Origin of the sequence: Streptomyces sp. Ru72 (genome assembly GCF_002920635.1) — a bacterium.
Classification (GTDB): Bacteria; Actinomycetota; Actinomycetes; order Streptomycetales; family Streptomycetaceae; genus Streptomyces.
Genome location: NZ_PQSR01000080.1, coordinates 20,391 through 35,352 on the forward strand (window position 1 = coordinate 20,391; position 14,962 = coordinate 35,352).

12 protein-coding genes and 2 pseudogenes are annotated in these 14,962 nt (G+C 71.9%); 4 read left to right on the forward strand and 10 right to left on the reverse strand.

Annotation, left to right across the window (positions count from 1 at the left end; genetic code table 11):
* Window positions 1–255: 255 nt before the first annotated feature.
* Genes C3488_RS28895 through C3488_RS28910 form a run of 4 tightly spaced genes read right to left on the reverse strand, consistent with a single transcriptional unit; the run spans window position 256 to window position 5,554 of the window.
* A complete protein-coding gene (locus C3488_RS28895) occupies window positions 256–1,953 on the reverse strand; it encodes an amidohydrolase (RefSeq protein WP_103843844.1) in 1,698 nt (565 codons plus the stop codon).
* A gap of 36 nt (window positions 1,954–1,989) precedes the next feature.
* Window positions 1,990–2,970, reverse strand: coding sequence for an ABC transporter permease (locus C3488_RS28900; protein WP_103843845.1), 981 nt, complete (start codon window positions 2,968–2,970; stop codon window positions 1,990–1,992).
* Window positions 2,967–4,505, reverse strand: a complete 1,539-nt coding sequence (locus C3488_RS28905) for a sugar ABC transporter ATP-binding protein (RefSeq protein ID WP_103843846.1) — start codon at window positions 4,503–4,505, stop codon at window positions 2,967–2,969. The genes C3488_RS28900 and C3488_RS28905 overlap by 4 nt, the downstream gene beginning before the upstream one ends.
* Window positions 4,506–4,513: 8 nt before the next feature.
* Complete coding sequence (locus C3488_RS28910; RefSeq protein WP_103843847.1) at window positions 4,514–5,554, reverse strand: sugar ABC transporter substrate-binding protein; 1,041 nt, start codon at window positions 5,552–5,554, stop codon at window positions 4,514–4,516.
* 268 nt (window positions 5,555–5,822) lie between these two features.
* Between C3488_RS28910 and C3488_RS28915 the strand changes: the two genes are divergently transcribed.
* Entirely contained in the window at window positions 5,823–6,845 is a 1,023-nt protein-coding gene (locus tag C3488_RS28915; RefSeq protein ID WP_103843848.1) for a LuxR C-terminal-related transcriptional regulator, read from the forward strand.
* A 35-nt stretch (window positions 6,846–6,880) separates the two neighbouring features.
* Here the strand turns inward: C3488_RS28915 and C3488_RS28920 are convergent, their stop codons facing one another.
* Entirely contained in the window at window positions 6,881–7,828 is a 948-nt protein-coding gene (locus C3488_RS28920; protein WP_258053738.1) for a TIGR03619 family F420-dependent LLM class oxidoreductase, read from the reverse strand.
* A gap of 132 nt (window positions 7,829–7,960) precedes the next feature.
* Here C3488_RS28920 and C3488_RS28925 point away from each other — a divergent pair, with 132 nt between their 5' ends.
* Complete coding sequence (locus C3488_RS28925; RefSeq protein ID WP_103843850.1) at window positions 7,961–8,533, forward strand: MarR family winged helix-turn-helix transcriptional regulator; 573 nt, start codon at window positions 7,961–7,963, stop codon at window positions 8,531–8,533.
* A 7-nt stretch (window positions 8,534–8,540) separates the two neighbouring features.
* On the opposite strand, the gene C3488_RS28930 is transcribed toward C3488_RS28925, so the two are convergent.
* Both C3488_RS28930 and C3488_RS28935 read right to left on the reverse strand, forming a co-directional pair.
* Window positions 8,541–9,239 (reverse strand): gamma-glutamyl-gamma-aminobutyrate hydrolase family protein, encoded by a 699-nt coding sequence (locus tag C3488_RS28930; RefSeq protein ID WP_374955467.1) that lies wholly within the window; start codon window positions 9,237–9,239, stop codon window positions 8,541–8,543.
* Entirely contained in the window at window positions 9,236–10,726 is a 1,491-nt protein-coding gene (locus C3488_RS28935; RefSeq protein WP_103843851.1) for an aldehyde dehydrogenase, read from the reverse strand. The genes C3488_RS28930 and C3488_RS28935 overlap by 4 nt, the downstream gene beginning before the upstream one ends.
* Window positions 10,727–10,843: 117 nt before the next feature.
* On the opposite strand from C3488_RS28935, the gene C3488_RS41935 reads away from it, so the two are divergent.
* On the forward strand, window positions 10,844–10,972 hold the full coding sequence (locus C3488_RS41935) for a hypothetical protein (protein ID WP_258053739.1): 129 nt from the start codon (window positions 10,844–10,846) through the stop codon (window positions 10,970–10,972).
* Window positions 10,973–11,465: 493 nt separating this feature from the next.
* Here the strand turns inward: C3488_RS41935 and C3488_RS28940 are convergent, their stop codons facing one another.
* The 3 genes and pseudogenes from C3488_RS28940 to C3488_RS28950 form a co-directional block, all read right to left on the reverse strand.
* Window positions 11,466–12,923, reverse strand: a complete 1,458-nt coding sequence (locus C3488_RS28940; RefSeq protein WP_103843852.1) for an APC family permease — start codon at window positions 12,921–12,923, stop codon at window positions 11,466–11,468.
* A gap of 203 nt (window positions 12,924–13,126) precedes the next feature.
* Entirely contained in the window at window positions 13,127–13,765 is a 639-nt protein-coding gene (locus C3488_RS28945) for a TetR/AcrR family transcriptional regulator (RefSeq protein ID WP_103843855.1), read from the reverse strand.
* A 154-nt stretch (window positions 13,766–13,919) separates the two neighbouring features.
* Window positions 13,920–14,373: pseudogene (locus C3488_RS28950) on the reverse strand (fumarylacetoacetate hydrolase family protein); the annotation flags it as partial.
* Window positions 14,374–14,376: 3 nt separating this feature from the next.
* Here C3488_RS28950 and C3488_RS41940 point away from each other — a divergent pair.
* Window positions 14,377–14,556 (forward strand): annotated as a pseudogene (locus C3488_RS41940) (glutamine synthetase); the annotation flags it as partial.
* Window positions 14,557–14,962 lie beyond the last annotated feature (406 nt).

Here is a 14,962-nt window from a genome sequence, read left to right on the forward strand (position 1 = left end):
GACAGCCAGAGGCTGTGGTGGCGCTTCGTCGTGTGCGGCAACGCCGTCGGGGAGCAAGGGCGGGAGCCAACGCGACGGCGTCGGCCACGCCCGGGGATGGGCATGGTTCTCTCGGCGTGCTGGCTGACCGTCAAAGGACACCCCTCGGCCCTGTAGGGGAGCCAGATGCCGGTCCCGGATCTGCTGAGACGGCACCGCTCGGTAGCACCGACGGGGCATAGGACGGACCCCGCAGGACGCCGTTCCTTCGAGCGTTCAGCGTTCGTGGACCACGCGTCCGTCGAACACCGTGAGATCCACCTCCACCTGCGGGATGTCGTGCGGGTCGAGACCGAGCAGCGGGCGGTCCAGGACGCACAGGTCCGCCACCTTGCCGGGTTCGACGGTGCCCTTCCAGTCGTCGGCGAAGTCCTGCCAGGCCGCGTTGACCGTGTACGCGCGCAGGGCCGAGGCGAGGTCCACGCACTGCTCCCGGCCACTCTGCCGGCCGCCGGCCTTCGACTCGCGCAGCATCATCGACGCCACGCCCTGGCGCCAGTCGGGCTCGGTGATCGGCGCGTCGGAGCTGGAGCAGACCGTGACGCCTGCATCGATCGCTGAGCGCACCGGCCACTGGTAGGCCGAGCGCTGCGGGCCCACCACGTCGTCCATGAGGTCGGAGATGGTCCACTTGATGGCGGGGTTCATGTTGACGCCGTAGCCGTGCGAGGCCAGCTTGGCCAGGCTGGCGGCGCCGATGAAGTCGCCGTGGATGACGTAGTGCCGGGCGTCGGGGCGGGGGGCGGCCTGGTGGGCGGCGATGAAGGCGTCCACGACCGTGTCGATGGCGCGGTCGCCGGTGACGTGCACGCCGAGTTGGAAGCCGGCTTGGTGGGCGATCCGGATCATCTCGCGGAGTTCCTCGACCTGGAGGTCGGGGGTCTCGCCGTGGACGCAGAGGGCGCCGTGGCCGCCGTCGGGGTAGGGCTCGTTCATCCAGGCGGTGCGGTTCGGCGGCACACCGTCGGCGAAGATCTTGACTCCGATGGCGTTCAGCAGCCGCGGGTCGGCCGACTCCGGGCGGCGCAGCTCGGCCAGTCCCTTGCGCACGTCGGCGGCGGAGCCGCCCATGGGGGCGGGCAGGAGCAGCACGCTGACCCGGGCCTGGAGGGCTCCCTCGGCGGCCAGTTCGGCATAGGCGGTCCAGTTGTCGGTGCTGAGACCGCCGAAGAAGGTGTCGCCGCCGCCGGGTCCGAGACCGGGCTCGGTGTAGCTGGTGATGCCACGGGAGTGCAGTTCCCGGACCACGCCCTGGATGGCCTGGCGGCGCTGGGCGATCGTGGGCCAGGGCACTCGGCCCTGGACCAGTCGTACGGCGGCCTCGCGCAGGATGCCGGTGGGCTCGCCGTCGGAGTCGGTGTCGATGACGCCGCCGGGCGGAGGCGTGGTGTGCGCGTTGATGCCGCAGCGGCGCAGGGCGGCGGTGTTGACCCACACCATGTGCTGGGAGAAGTCGGTCAGGCAGACCGGGTTGTCCGGGGCCACCGCGTCCAGGTCCCTGCGGTGCGGGAAGCGGCCCGGGTCGGCGAGACACTCCGCCAGGTAGCCGGCGTCCCAGCCGAGTCCGACGATCCACTCCCCCGGCGCGCCGGCGCGCACCGCCCCGCCCACGAGCGCCGCGATGTCGGCGATCGACCCCACCGCGGGGTGGCCGGCGTTCAGGGCGAACGGCGGTTTCGTCATCCCGTACGCGGCCCCGTGCAGATGCGAGTCGTTGATGCCGGGCAGGACGGTCCGCCCGTCGAGTTCGATGATCCGGGTGCCGGGTCCGGCCAGGGCGCGGATCTCGGTGTCGGTTCCGACGGCGACGATGTCCCGGCCGCGCACGGCCACGCCTTCGGTGACGGTGAACTCGCGGTCGACGGTGACGACCTGCCCGCCGGTCAGGATGAGTGTGGGAGTGGTGTCGCTCACGGGAGACCTCTGCCAGGAAGGAGGGGAACGGGGGGGTCAGCGCCCGGGCCGGGGCGCGAAGTAGGCCAGCGCGGCGCCTGCGACCAGGGCGACGCCCTGCGCCATCTGCTGCCAGAACGTCGGCACGTTCAGCAGGGTGAGACCGTTCTGCAGGCCGCCGAGGAACAACACGCCGAGGAGGACGCCGAGGATCGAGCCGGATCCGCCGGTCAGGGCGACGCCGCCCACCAGTACGGCGGTGAGCGCCGTCAGTTCGAACCCGGCTCCGGAGGTGCCGGCGACGACGCTGTCCAGCACCGACGCCTTGATCGCACCGGCCAGAGCGGCGGCGACCCCGGTCGCCACGAACAGCGCGAACGGTGTACGGCGGATGTTGATGCCGGAGAGGTGGGCGGCCTCGCGGTTGACGCCGATGGCGAACACGTGCCGGCCGGCCGGGATCAGCGCGAGGAACGACGCGCCTACGGCGAGGACGACCGCGGCGATGACGACCGGCGCGGCGAGCCCGGCGATCCGTGCTCCGCCGAACCAGGCGAAGCCGTCGCCGAAGCCGCTCAGCGGCAGCGGGAACAGCTGCTGCGCGAGGCCCCGGACGGCGGTGAGCATGCCGAGGGTGACGATGAACGGCGACAGGCCGAGGTAGCAGCACAGCACACCGTTCACCGCGCCGACGGCGGCCCCCGCGGCCAGCGCGCCCACGACGGCGACGACGGGCGGCTGCCCGCTGCTCGCCAGCCGGCCTGCGACCAGCCCGCCGAGGGCGAGGGTGGAGCCGACCGACAGGTCGAGGTAGCCGCTGATGACGAGGAGGGCCAGGGGGACTGCGACGATGGCCAGGGTGGCGGCGTCGGTGGCGATGCCGCCGAGGTTGGCCGGGTCCAGGAAGCTGCCGGTGGCGAGCTGGAAGGCCAGTACCATCGCGGCGAGCACGGCGATCAGGGGATGGCGGCGCACGGTGGTCAGGCCGACCGTGGCCAGGATGCGGGGGCGGGTGGGGACGCGGTCGGCGATGGTCATGCTGCTCCTTCGGCGGGCGGGGTGACGGCCCTGTCGTCCGTGTCGTGCACAGCCGACAGCAGGGCCTGTTCCGTGAGGTCGGCGCCGGACAGTTCGCCGACGATCCGGCCGCCGGCGACGATCAGGCACCGGTCGGCGAGTGCGACGACCTCCTCGGGGTCGCTGGAGGCGAACAGCACGGCCGTGCCCCGTTCGTCGGCCAGTTCCGACACCGTCCGGTAGATCTCCTGCCGGGCGCCGACGTCGACACCCTGGGTCGGCTCGTCGAGCAGCAGTACCTCCACGTGCCGCGCCTCGTTGATCCACCGACCGAGCACGAGCTTCTGCTGGTTGCCGCCGGAGAACGCGCCGCCCGGCAGGCGCGGGCGGACGGGGCGCAGCCCGACGGCGTGGGCGAGCGAGTGGAAGACGCGCCGTTCGGCGCCCAGCGCCCGCAGCCCGGAGCGGGCAAGGGGCCGGATCGAGGGCAGCAGTACGTTGTCCTGCGCGCTGAGGACGGGGAAGAGGGCCTGCGCCCGCCGGTCCGCCGGGACCAGGGCGATCCCGGCGGCGAGTGCCTGGGCGGGGCGGGCCGGTGCAACGGTGCGCTCTGCGATCCGCATCGTCCCGCCCGAAGCGCGGCGTCGGCCGAAGAGGGTCTCCAGGATGCGTGTCCGTCCGGAGCCGATGAGTCCGAACAGTCCGACGCGCTCCCCTTCGCCGACCGTCAGGCTGAGGGGCCCGAAGCCGGGGCCGTGCAGGCCCTCGACGGAGAGGCGGGCCGGGCCGGGGGTACGTCCGGGTGCGGACGGGCGTTCGGCGACCTCTTGGTGCGGGCGGCCGGCGATCGCTGCGACCAGGTCGGACCGCGTGTGCCCGGCCGTGTCGGAGTGGTGGACGACCCGGCCGTCGCGCATCACGGTGACCGCGTCCGCGAGGCGCTCGACCTCCGACAGCAGGTGGGTGACGTAGACGATGGCCAGCCCCTGGGTGCGCAGGTCCTCGACCCGTTCGGCCAGGGCGTCGCTCTCGGCGCCGGACAGCGCGGCGGTCGGCTCGTCCAGGACCAGTACGGAGGCGCTGCGGCTGAGGGCCTTGGCGATCTCCACCAACTGCCGCTGGCCCATGGGCAGGTCGCCCACGCGGTCACGTGGGGAGCAGGTGGCGGCCACTCGCCGAAGCAGCCCGGCCGCCACCTCCTCCTGGGCTCGACGGTCGATGCGGCCGTGCCGGGTCCACTCCTGGCCGAGGAAGATGTTCTCCGCGACCGTGAGCGCGTCGACCACGCTCAGTGTCTGGTAGATGACCGCCACGCCCGCGGCGATCGACTCGCGCGGGGTCAGCCGGGTGTGGGGCGTGCCGCCGATCTCGATCGTGCCGGAGTCGGGCGGGAAGGCGCCGCCCAGGCACTTGATGAGGGTGGACTTGCCGGCGCCGTTGTGGCCGAGCAGGGCGTGTATGTGTCCGGCCGGGACGGTGAGGTCCACGCCGTCCAGTGCCCTGACTCCGCCGAAGGACTTGGTCAGCCTGCGGATGCGGAGGTTGGTGGTGGTCATGGCCGGCCTTACGCGTTCTGGGCGAGCAGCTCGTCGATCTTCACGGTGTCGCCGTGCTGGACGAGGGTGATCGGTACCTGGGCGCTGGGGTCGGCCTTGCCTGCGGCGACCGCGAGCGGGACGTCGATGATGGCCGAGGCGATGTCGTCGGGCGCGAGGGCGGCCGACGCCCGGTAGAAGGTGCCCTGCTTGACGGCGAGGAGGGAGGGGGCGGCACCGTCCTGCCCGCCGACGAAGGTCTTCGCGTCGTCCTTGGCGCGCCCCGCCTGCTGGAACGCCTTGAACGCGCCGTACGCGGCGGCGTCCGTGACGCCGAGGACGATGTTGAGGTCGGGGTGCTTGGCGAGGACGGCCTTGGCCTTCGACAGGCCGGTGTCGGGGTCGATGGCCTGTTCCTGGGCGACCACGTCGACGCCGGGGGCGGCCTTGGTGAAGGCGTCGACCATGCCCTTGGTGCGCTCGCGGCCCAGTTCGATGGTGCTGTCGGTGAGGAAGGCGATCTTGCCCTTGCCGCCGAGGTTCTCCGTGGCCCACTTCGCCGCCGCCTCGCCGAGCAGCGTTCCGCCCTTGCTGAAGCTGAACTGGATGTCGGCACTCTGATGGTGCAGGCTGCCGCCGTACGTCACCCAGATCAGGCCGGCGTCCAGGGCCTGCCGGGCGATCGGCTCGGCGGCCTCGAAGACCATCGGGAACGACACGATCGCGGGGACTTTCTGGGAGACCCAGGTGTTGAGGTTGGTGGCCTGGGTGTCGGCGCTCGCGTTGTCGCTCGTGGTCAGCAGGGAGATGCCGTGCTTCTTCGCCCCGGCCGTGGAGAGCTTGACGAGCGTGGAGTACAGCGGGAGCTGGGTGAAGGGATAGTCCAGCCCGATCTTCGTCAGCTTCCTGCCGCCCGCGGCGGATGCCGAGGACTTGGCCGAGGCGGACGTGCTCGCCGGAGCGGAACAGCCGGCGGCGGTCAACGCCGTGGTGGCGAAGGCGCCGGCGGACAGGGCGAGGAACCGTCTGCGGGAGGCGGACGGGCCGGTGACGTACTCAGGTGAGATCATGGCGGGGCTCTCCGAAAGGCGGGCCCGCGCGAGCCGCGGGCGACCTGCTGCCGAGGGGTGTGCCGGACAGGAAAGCCCCCGGGGCCGTCGCGCCGCCATCCGTAGAAATACCGATCGGGTTCGGCGCCGGCGTGCCGATCGGGTCCGCCACCGTCGCGCCGCGGGTCCGATTCCGTCACGGAAGCCGTGAACACCTTGTCGGTGTGGGGGGCTCACCATATTGTTGGGGACCAAACGACATACGGTCGTCCCGGGCCCGGAGGCTCGCATGCTCAGCCACCACCACATCGCGGCGGCCACCCGCATCGGCATGCTCACCCGCGAACGCGACACGGCTTCGGCCTGTGCCGAGGCGCTGCGCGAACTCGCCCGCGCGCTTCCGCTGGACGCGGCGACGCTGCTCACGCTCGACCCGCTCACCGGCGCTCACGTCCAGGTGGCGGGCATCGGCTACACCGCCGAGCGCTCCCAGGCCCTGGCCGCCGAGTTCGTCGCGACCCCGTGGTACCGCAACGTCGTACGACAGGAGCTGCCGCCGTCCATTTCGGAGGACACCGCCGACGGCCCGGGCACCCGGTTCCGGCAGGGCTGGTTCTACGCCGAGCGGGTCCGGCCTGCCGGGTTCCGGGACGGGGTGACCGGCGCGCTTCGGCACGGGGGCCGTCTCGTCGGCCTCGTCCACCTGTCCACGGAGGACGCGGACGCCTACGACACCGAGGCTCGCCGACTGCTCGCCTCCGTCATGCCCGCCCTCGGGGCGCTCGCAGACCCGGTGCCGCACAGCGGCGACCTCTTGGAGGGTCCGGCCGAGGACAGCGCGGCGAGTCTGGTGACCGAGGGCGGAGTGATCGACCTGCCCGGGCGGGACCGCGCCCGGGTGCTGTGCGACGAGGCGTTCCGGCCGCTGCTACGGGCCTTCGCCGACACTGGCGGCCGACGACTGCGCCTGCTGTGGCCGGTGGAGGACACGTGGTACCGCGTCACCCTGCACCGGCGGCATTCCTGCCAGGGGCTCGTGGCGGGTGCCGTGCTGGTGGTCGAGACCCCGACCGAGCTGCCGTACGGTCTGAGCCCGCGTGAACTGGAGGTACTGACCCGGGCGGCCCTCGGACAGACCAACCAGGCCATCGCGGAGGCGCTGTTCCTGTCTCCGCGGACCGTGCACACGCACGTGGAGCACCTGCTGCGCAAGACCGGCGCCGCCTCCCGCGCCGAGGCCACGGCTCTGGCGGTCCGCGACGGCCTGCTGCGCCCGGCCCCGGACGAGCTGGCCCGCTTCGTCGAGCGGTGACCGGCCGGCCGGGGCCCCGCGCCGCATGCGACGGACTACGCGGTCATCGCCTCCACGCGCCGCATGACCTCGCGGCAGAAGGTTCCGATGCCGTCGGGGTCGTCGATGAACTGGTTCGGCTTGACGCAGAAGGTGGTGAAGCCGAGCTCCATCTGCTCGGGGATGGCGGCCAGGGCAGCACCGAGGTCGGCCGGTGCGTGGTCGTCGGGGAAGACGGCCTGGGTGCCGCCGATCATCTCCAGGTCGGCGATGTCGCGTCCGGCCTCCGCCATGGCGTCCTTGAGCACCTGCAGGTCCTCGGGCGTGGGTCGGCCGAGCGGGTGGAAGCCGTGCCCGTACGACACGAGGCGCCGTAGCAGCGGGCCGTGCACGCGCTGTCCGCCGAACCACAGTCGCGGGCCGTCGGGGCGGTACGCCTTGGGCTCGAAGTAGACGTCACGGAAGGGATAGTGCTCGCCGTCATGCGAGATGGGGGACGGTCCCCACGCCTTCGCCCAGACCTGCAGGTGCTCGTCCAGAAGCCGCCCACGCTCACCGAACGGCACACCCAGGGCCTCGTACTCGTCCCTGCTCCAGCTCACCGTGGGCTGCACCACCAGGCGCCCCTCGCTGAGCAGGTCCAGGGTGCCGAGCTCGCGGGCGAGCAGCAGGGGGTGGCGCAGCGGGGCGAGGACGGCCGCGGCGGCCAGCCGGAGGCGCGAGGTGACGGAGGCGATGGACGCGAGCAGGAGAAGGGAGTTCGGCCAGGGGGTGTACGGGTCCTGGTTGCCCGGGAGTGCGTACTCGCGGGGGTTGCCCATGATGCCGGCGGCCCCGGCATCCGGCCCCAGGACGATGTGTTCGCTGATCATCACCGCGTCGAAGCCGGCGTCCTCGGCCTCGCGGGCCCACCGTACGGCGGCGGGCAGGTCCGCCCGGCCGCCGGTCAGCGTCCAGTTCTCGCTCAGGACGAGCAGCATGCGGGGTGGGGTGGGGGTGGGCATCGGTGGATGTCCTTCCAAGGGTTGGGGGTACGCCTGTCACCACGACCGGCGGGGAAACGTACAATTTGGGGTCGAACGACTGGATGGGGGCGGGTCGGCCGCCCGGTTCGGCAAGCAGACACTGGAGGGTGCGTGCCCGGCCATCGATCCATTACCGAAGTCGAGAAGCTCGCCGCGGCGAAGCTCGGCGGTTTCCCGATCCGCCGGGACCAGATGGCGGCCGTCGCGAACATCTACCGGGCCGCCTCCGCGGTGCGGCAGCACCTGGAGAACTCCGTCCTGCGCGACTCGGACCTGACCTGGACGGCCTTCGTGGTGCTGTGGGTGGTGTGGGTGTGGGGCGAGTCGGAGACCCGGCACGTGGCGGAGGAAGCAGGGATCTCCAAGGGCACGCTCACCGGTGTCTCGCGCACCCTGGAGTCGCGCGGACTGCTGCGCCGGGCCGGCCATCCCACTGACGGGCGGCTGGTGTTGCTCAGCCTCACCGACGAGGGTGAGGCGTTCATGCAACGGGTGTTCCCGGCGTTCAACGAGGAGGAGGCCTTCGTCACCGCCCGCCTCAGCGACACCGAGTGCCGCAGTCTCGCCGAAGGGTTGCGCAGCGTCGTACTCCAGGTCGAGGAGCACGGCGAGGAGCGCCGGCAGGCCCTTCTGAACGGCGCCGAGCCCACGCCCCGCCGCAGCGGCCGCCGCGCCAAGGGCTGAGCGGGCATCAGCTACCCGTCCGGGCGGCCCGCACCAGCACGTCGAAGAAACCCTGCTGGGCCGGGTCGGCGTGCGCGGTGTCCTCGGGGTGCCACTGCACGGCCGTGAACCAGCCGTGCGCGCCGGGGAGTTCGAGCGCCTCGACCGTACCGTCCGCCGCCCTCGCGGTCGCCCGAAGGCCGTCGCCCAGGCGGTCCACCCTCTGGTGGTGGAAGCAGGACGCCTCCACCTTCTCCGCTCCCGCCGCTTCGGCGGCCACCGATCCGGCCTCCAGCGCGACGGGGTGCACGACGTGCCGGTGCTCGCGCTCCGGGCCGCCCATGTCCTGCTCCAGGGTGCCGCCGAGGGCGACGTTGACGACCTGCAGACCGCGGCAGATCGCCAGCAGCGGCAGTCCGAGGTGCAGGGCCTGCCGGGCGACTTCGAGGTCGAAGGTGTCCTGGAGGTCGTCCACGTCGTAGACGCTGTCGTGGGTGTCCGGCGCGCCGTAGCGGTGCGGGGCGAGGTCGCCCCCGCCGGGGAGCAGGACGCCGTCGAAGCGGGACAGCCGGGAGGCGACCTCGGCGTCGGCGGGGTGGATGCTCACCGGCTCTCCGCCGGCCCGCCAGACGGCCTCGACGAGGGCGCGGGCGTTGACCTCGGCGGCGAACCGCAGGGCTGAGGTGGTGGCCGAGAAGCGGGCCGGAATGGCGATCAGTGGTCTCACAGCTGGATCCAGGTCGTCTTGAGCTCGGTGTACTTCTCGAGGGCGTGCACCGACTTGTCGCGGCCGTTGCCGGACTGCTTCATGCCGCCGAAGGGGACGGTGAGGTCGCCCTCCTCGTAGCAGTTGACCCAGACCGTGCCTGCCTTGAGCGCGCGCGAGACCTTGTGGGCGGTGGACAGGTCGGAGGTCCACAGGCCGGCGGCGAGGCCGTACTCGGTGGCGTTGGCGAGCCGTATCGCCTCGTCGAGGTCGTCGAAGGTCAGCACCGACAGGACGGGGCCGAAGATCTCCTCGCGGGCCAGCCGCATTGCGGGGTCCACGTGGTCGAAGACGGTCGGCTCCAGGAAGCTGCCTCCGGTGTCGTCGAGGGTGCGGGAGCCGCCCGTGAGCAGGCGGGCGCCCTCGGCCAGGCCGGCGGCGACGTGGTCCTGCACGCGCCGGAGGTGGCCTTCGCCGACCAGGGAACCCATCTCGGTCGCCGGGTCGAGGGGGTCGCCGATCCGCATCTCGCGCGCCCGTCGCACGATGGACTCGGTGACGCGTTCGGCGATGGAGGAGTGCACGAGCAGCCGGGAGGGTGCGGTGCACATCTCCCCCTGGTTGAAGAAGATGCCCCACGCGGCGGTGGCGGCGGCTTTTCCCAGGTCCGGGGCGTCCGGGAGGACGATGTTGGGCGACTTGCCGCCCAGCTCGAGCCAGACGCGCTTGAGGTTGGAGTCGGCCGAGTAGCGCAGGAAGTGGCGGCCTACGGCGGTGGAGCCGGTGAAGGCCAGGACGTCGACGTCCGGGTGCAGGCCGAGGGCCCGTCCGGCCACCGGCCCCTTGCCGCCCACGACGTTGAGCACGCCCGGCGGGAGCCCGGCCTCGGTCGCGATCCGGCCCAGCAGCAGCGCGGACAGGGGCGAGTTCTCCGACGGCTTCAGTACGACCGTGCAGCCGGCCGCCAGCGCCGGAGCCACCTTCCAGCCGGCCAGCGTCAGCGGGAAGTTCCACGGGACGACGGCGCCGACCACACCGGCGGGCTCCCGTGTGATCAGCGCGAGGGCATCCGGCGCCGTGTGGGGGGAGGAGTCGGTGACCTTGTCGGCCAACTGGCCGTACCAGCGGAAGGTGTTGATGACCGCACGGAGCTCGATCCCGTACGCGTCGGTGATGGGCTTTCCCATCTCCAGACTGACGGTCAGCGCGAGTTCCGCCCGCCGCTCCTGGAGCAGGTCGGCGATGCGCAGCAGGATCCGGCCCCGCTCCGCGGGCGCGAGGCGCGGCCACGGTCCGGTGTCGAAGGCCCGGCGGGCGGCGGACACCGCCGCGTCCACCTCGGCGGTTCCCCCGTCGGCGACCTCGCTGAGCTCCTGACCGTCACGGGGTGAGACGGCGGTGAAGGTCGCCCCTCCACCGCCCTCGTCGGCGCCGTCGATGTGATGGGCGCCGGACAGGACCAGGGACTTGGCTCGGCTCAGCCATTCCTCGTGGGTGACGTCCAGCATGCGGGACCTCCAGTGAGAATATTTGATCCCAAACGATATGGTGAGGCGGGGAGCCGGCACAAGGGCTCACGGCATCGATCCGGCGGGCCCGTGGGCCACGAGGAAAAGTGCGCCACCGTGCGTGCACTCGTCGTCCAGCACGATCATGTGACCGAGCCGGGGCTTGTCGGGGCCCCGCTCGCGCAGCGCGGATACGAGCTCACCGTCATGACGGTCGTACCCGAACACCGCCAGGGCATGACGTGATCCCGGCGAGCTGCTCACCGTCAGCCGGGACACGGAGCCGCGGCCCGGGTGAAAGCCCGTCGCCTGGTCGACGGATTCCTCGACCGGGCGGCGGGCGCGGACGGCTGACGTCTCCCCCGTCCGCCTCGGCCGCCGGGGCCCAGGTCTGCGCTGCGGGCCCGGGCGGACAGACGGGGCAACCGGCGAGCGCCTTCCGGTCCGAGGCCGTCTGTCGCCCGGTGGCCTCGACGAGTGGGCGGCGCGCCGTCGGCCGACTGCTTGACGGTGCCGGTACAGCGAGCAGTTCGTGCAGGCGGCACCTGGCGTCGAGGTGGGCCATGTGCCGGCCGCTGGGTGGCAGCCCAGCGGCCGGATGCCAGGAAACAGGCCCCGCTGCCGTGGTCGGCCCGACCGGACAGCGCGCGCCGGCCGTGTCCGGTGCTCATGAAGTCCTCCGGAGTCGAGAAGACCGCGACGAGGTGAGTAAGGGGCTCGAGAAGCAGGCGAGTCGCAGTCAGCCGTCGGCCGCAGTCCTGCCGCGACTCAGCCCGGCTGCGGCCACGCCCAGGGCCAGGACGGCTGGAACGGTCAACTCCAGCCACAGGGCGGTGCTCCGCTCGCCGCCGATGAGCGTGGTGAAGTTCGCCACGATCAGCCAGATCGCTCCGACGAGGCCGAGTGCGCCCAGTGTCGGGGCGATCAGCGTGTTCCAGGGGCGCGTGTCCAGGCGCTCGCGGCGGAAGAAGGCGATCACGGAGAGGGAGGTCAGCAGGTAGAGCAGCATGATCCCGAGCACGGCGACACCGCTGCCCCAGGAGAACAGCGTGAGCACCGGGTCCTTGCCGGCCAGCGCGAAGGGGGCGACCAGCAGGACGGCGACGACCGTCTGGACGCAGCCCGCCACAGCAGGCGAGTGGCGGCGGTTGATCGAGGACAGCGTGCGGGGCAGCAGTCCATCGCGGCTGAGCGAGAACAGGTAGCGGTTGGCGGAGTTGTGGAAGGCAAGGATGCCGGCGAAGAGGGAGGTGGCCAGCAGGAGGGGCAGGACGTCGTTGATCCAGGTACCGAACAGGTCGGCGATCGGTGCGAAGACGAAGCTCGTGGCGTCACCGCTCTGCAGCGCCTTCCCCGCGGCCTCGGTCGCCTTCGAGGCACCGTAGAAGGAGACCAGCATCCAGGTGGTGAAGGCGAAGAAGCCGGTGACGAGGGCGACGGCCAGATAGGTGGCCCGCGGGACCGTCTTACGGGGTTCGCGGGCCTCCTCACCGTAGATCGCGGTGGCCTCGAAGCCGACCATCGACGCCACCGCGAACATCAGCGCGGCACCCGGAGCTCCCTGGAAGGCCGCGCCCGGTGAGAACGACTGCGTGAAGCCCAGCCCCTCCGGCCCGCCGCCCTTGAACAGGGTGACCAGTGCGAAGACGCTCAGGATGCTGAACTCCGCCAGCACGAAGACGGCCAGCACCTTGGCGCCCATCTCGATGCCCGCGGCTCCCAGGACCTGGACGATCGCCATGGTGGCCAGGGAGCACGCCCACCAGGGCACGTGCGTGCCCGCGTACTGGCTCAGCAGGCCGCTCACGGTCGCTCCGTACAAGCCGTACATCGCTGCTTGAATGGCGCAGTAGGCGAACAGCGCGACGCCGGCACTGCCGGTACCAAGACGCGGGCCGAGGCCCTTGCCGATGTACATGTAGAAAGCGCCGGCGTCCACGACATGCCGGCCCATGGCCACGAATCCGACCGAGAACAGGAGGGTGATCACACCGGCCGCCACGTAGGCGGCAGGCGCTCCCGGACCGTTGCCGAGGGCGACGGCGATGGGGACGGCGCCCGCGACGCCGGTGAGCGGCGCCTGGGCGGAGAGGACGAAGAAAAGGATGCCCAGGACGCCGAGGGAGTTGGCCTTGAGCTTGCCTGCGGTGGAGACGTCGGGCGCGGTCTGGTTGCTGACCGCCGTCTGACTGTCCACTCGGATCACCTGCCAAAGAGGGAAGAGGAGTTCGTTTCAGGCCAAACGAGTTGCCTCATAGTGGGCTGGAACTAGCCGTTTGACAAGGGGTTGGGGGCGGGATTCTCGCGGCACCCCCGGTTCCTCATGAGGCCGTAACCACGGGGAAACGACCGAGGCCCTGGACACGGATGTTCACGGCCTCGGACGGTGTCCGGTCGGAGTCAGTCGTGCGGCTCGTCGTCGGCCTTCGCGCCGGTGCGCTGTCGGGCAGCGAGCAGCCGCAGCAGGGAGCGAAGCTCCTCGATGGCGGCGTCGGTGGTCTCCGGGCCGCCGAAGACGAGCTGGTGCAGTACGAGGCCGTCGAGGGCGGCGAAGACGAGCCGGGTGAGCGGGCGGTCGGCGCTGTGGGGCACTATGCGCGACAGTTCGCGATGCGTGGCGTCGAAGTACTCGTCGTACAGCGCACGCAGGTGCGTCAGCAGTTCGGGGCGGCGCCGGGCCTCCAACAGCAGCTCGTACTGGAAGGCCTGTATGTCCGGATCCGCGGTGACCATCTCCGACACGCCCGCTGAGAACTCGCCGACATTGCCGGTGGCCGGTTCGAGCGCGCTGGTGTTCAGCGAGGTACGGATCGCGTGCGCGAGCGCCTCCTCGATGAGAGCGTCCCGCGAGCCGAAGTGGTGCACGACAAGGCCGTGCGTGGTTCCTGCCTCCTCCGCAACCGCCCGGTACGTGAGCTTGCGCAGCCCGCCTCGGGCCACGACGCGCACGGCGGCGTTGGGCAGGGCCTCCCGGCCCTCCCCGTAGTTCATGCGCCTGCGCGGTGTGCGGCCTTCAGGAGTCTCGGCGGGTCCGGTCATGGCTGCGACTTCACCCATCCGCCTCCACGCCCAGGCGCGCGCCGGACCGGCCCGGCATGCAGGCCGGCGCCGGATTGCGGTCGGCGCCTGCCGGAGCGCCGCACAGGGCCGCCTCCTCCGTCATGCCCGGTACGGCGCGGTCTGATGGGCGGCATCAGCGCCGGGGCGGGCGGATGCCACGGAACTCCCAGTCGCCGCCGAGCGCGGTGGACAGCACCTCCTCGGACTCGGTGGGCTGGGCACCGACGTCGGTGCGGACGGGAGGGGCCGGTGACGATGTGGTTGGTGAGCCGGCCCAGCCCCTCCACCTCGACCTCGACGACGTCTCCGGGCTGGACGGGGCGGGAGTTGGCGGGGGTGCCCGACAGCAGGACGTCGCCGGGGTGGAGGGTGATGGTGCGGGCGATGTCGGCGACGAGGTAGTGCATGTCCCACGTCATCTCGTCCGTCGAGCCCTCCTGCACGACCTCGCCGTTGACGTGGGTGCGCAGGCGCTTGCCGTGGAAGTCCCAGTCGGTGACCAGGCCGGGGCCGAGGGGGCAGAGGGTGTCGGACCCCTTGACGCGGAGCATGGAGCCGGCATCGGTGTCGCGGAAGTCGTGCAGGCCGTCGGCTGGCGGCGCGCCCCTGAGACCAGCGGCGCCGTCTACACCGCCGGCCTGCGCGCCGATCCCGGGAACCATCTGCTGCGCACCCTGCGCCAGCTGCGTGACCTGGGCATCGGCGTCGTCACCGGCAACCATGAGTTCGACGGCGGCCTGACCGTGACAGCCGGGCTCGAACGAACTGCTCGGCGGGCCCGGTCTCGCGCTCGGGGCGATGACGCCCCTTGCCGCGGCCGTCGGCACGACGATCAATGCCGCGGCCGTCGACCCGACCGGGCCAAGCAGCCCCAGCGGCCGGAGAACGCTGCGATGTACCGCGCCGACCCGCGCCGAGGTGGTCCCGTGCCCCTGGTCCGTCGGTCTCGGCGATCACGCCGGGTGCGACGTAGAGGCGTATGGAGTCGTTCGGCCAGCGCCAGGGCTCCCACGGCACCGGAGTCAGCGCGGCTGTCAGCGTGTCGACGTGCTCGGCGGCCAGATCGGTGCCCAGGGCCTTGCAGAGGGCGTTCATCATGGCCTCATACAGGGCGAAAGAGAGAAACCCCAGCCGACGCCCGGCTGGGGTTCCTCGATGCGGTGAGTATAGGTCAGC

Excerpts from the sequence above, each read along its gene's own strand:
- C3488_RS28900 (WP_103843845.1), bottom strand. The coding sequence starts at position 2,970 with ATGACCATCGCCGACCGCGTCCCCACCCGCCCCCGCATCCTGGCCACG.
- C3488_RS28905 (WP_103843846.1), bottom strand. The coding sequence starts at position 4,505 with ATGACCACCACCAACCTCCGCATCCGCAGGCTGACCAAGTCCTTCGGC.
- C3488_RS28910 (WP_103843847.1), bottom strand. The coding sequence starts at position 5,554 with ATGATCTCACCTGAGTACGTCACCGGCCCGTCCGCCTCCCGCAGACGG.
- C3488_RS28915 (WP_103843848.1), top strand. The coding sequence starts at position 5,823 with ATGCTCAGCCACCACCACATCGCGGCGGCCACCCGCATCGGCATGCTC.
- C3488_RS28920 (WP_258053738.1), bottom strand. The coding sequence starts at position 7,828 with ATGCCCACCCCCACCCCACCCCGCATGCTGCTCGTCCTGAGCGAGAAC.
- C3488_RS28935 (WP_103843851.1), bottom strand. The coding sequence starts at position 10,726 with ATGCTGGACGTCACCCACGAGGAATGGCTGAGCCGAGCCAAGTCCCTG.
- C3488_RS28945 (WP_103843855.1), bottom strand. The coding sequence starts at position 13,765 with ATGACCGGACCCGCCGAGACTCCTGAAGGCCGCACACCGCGCAGGCGC.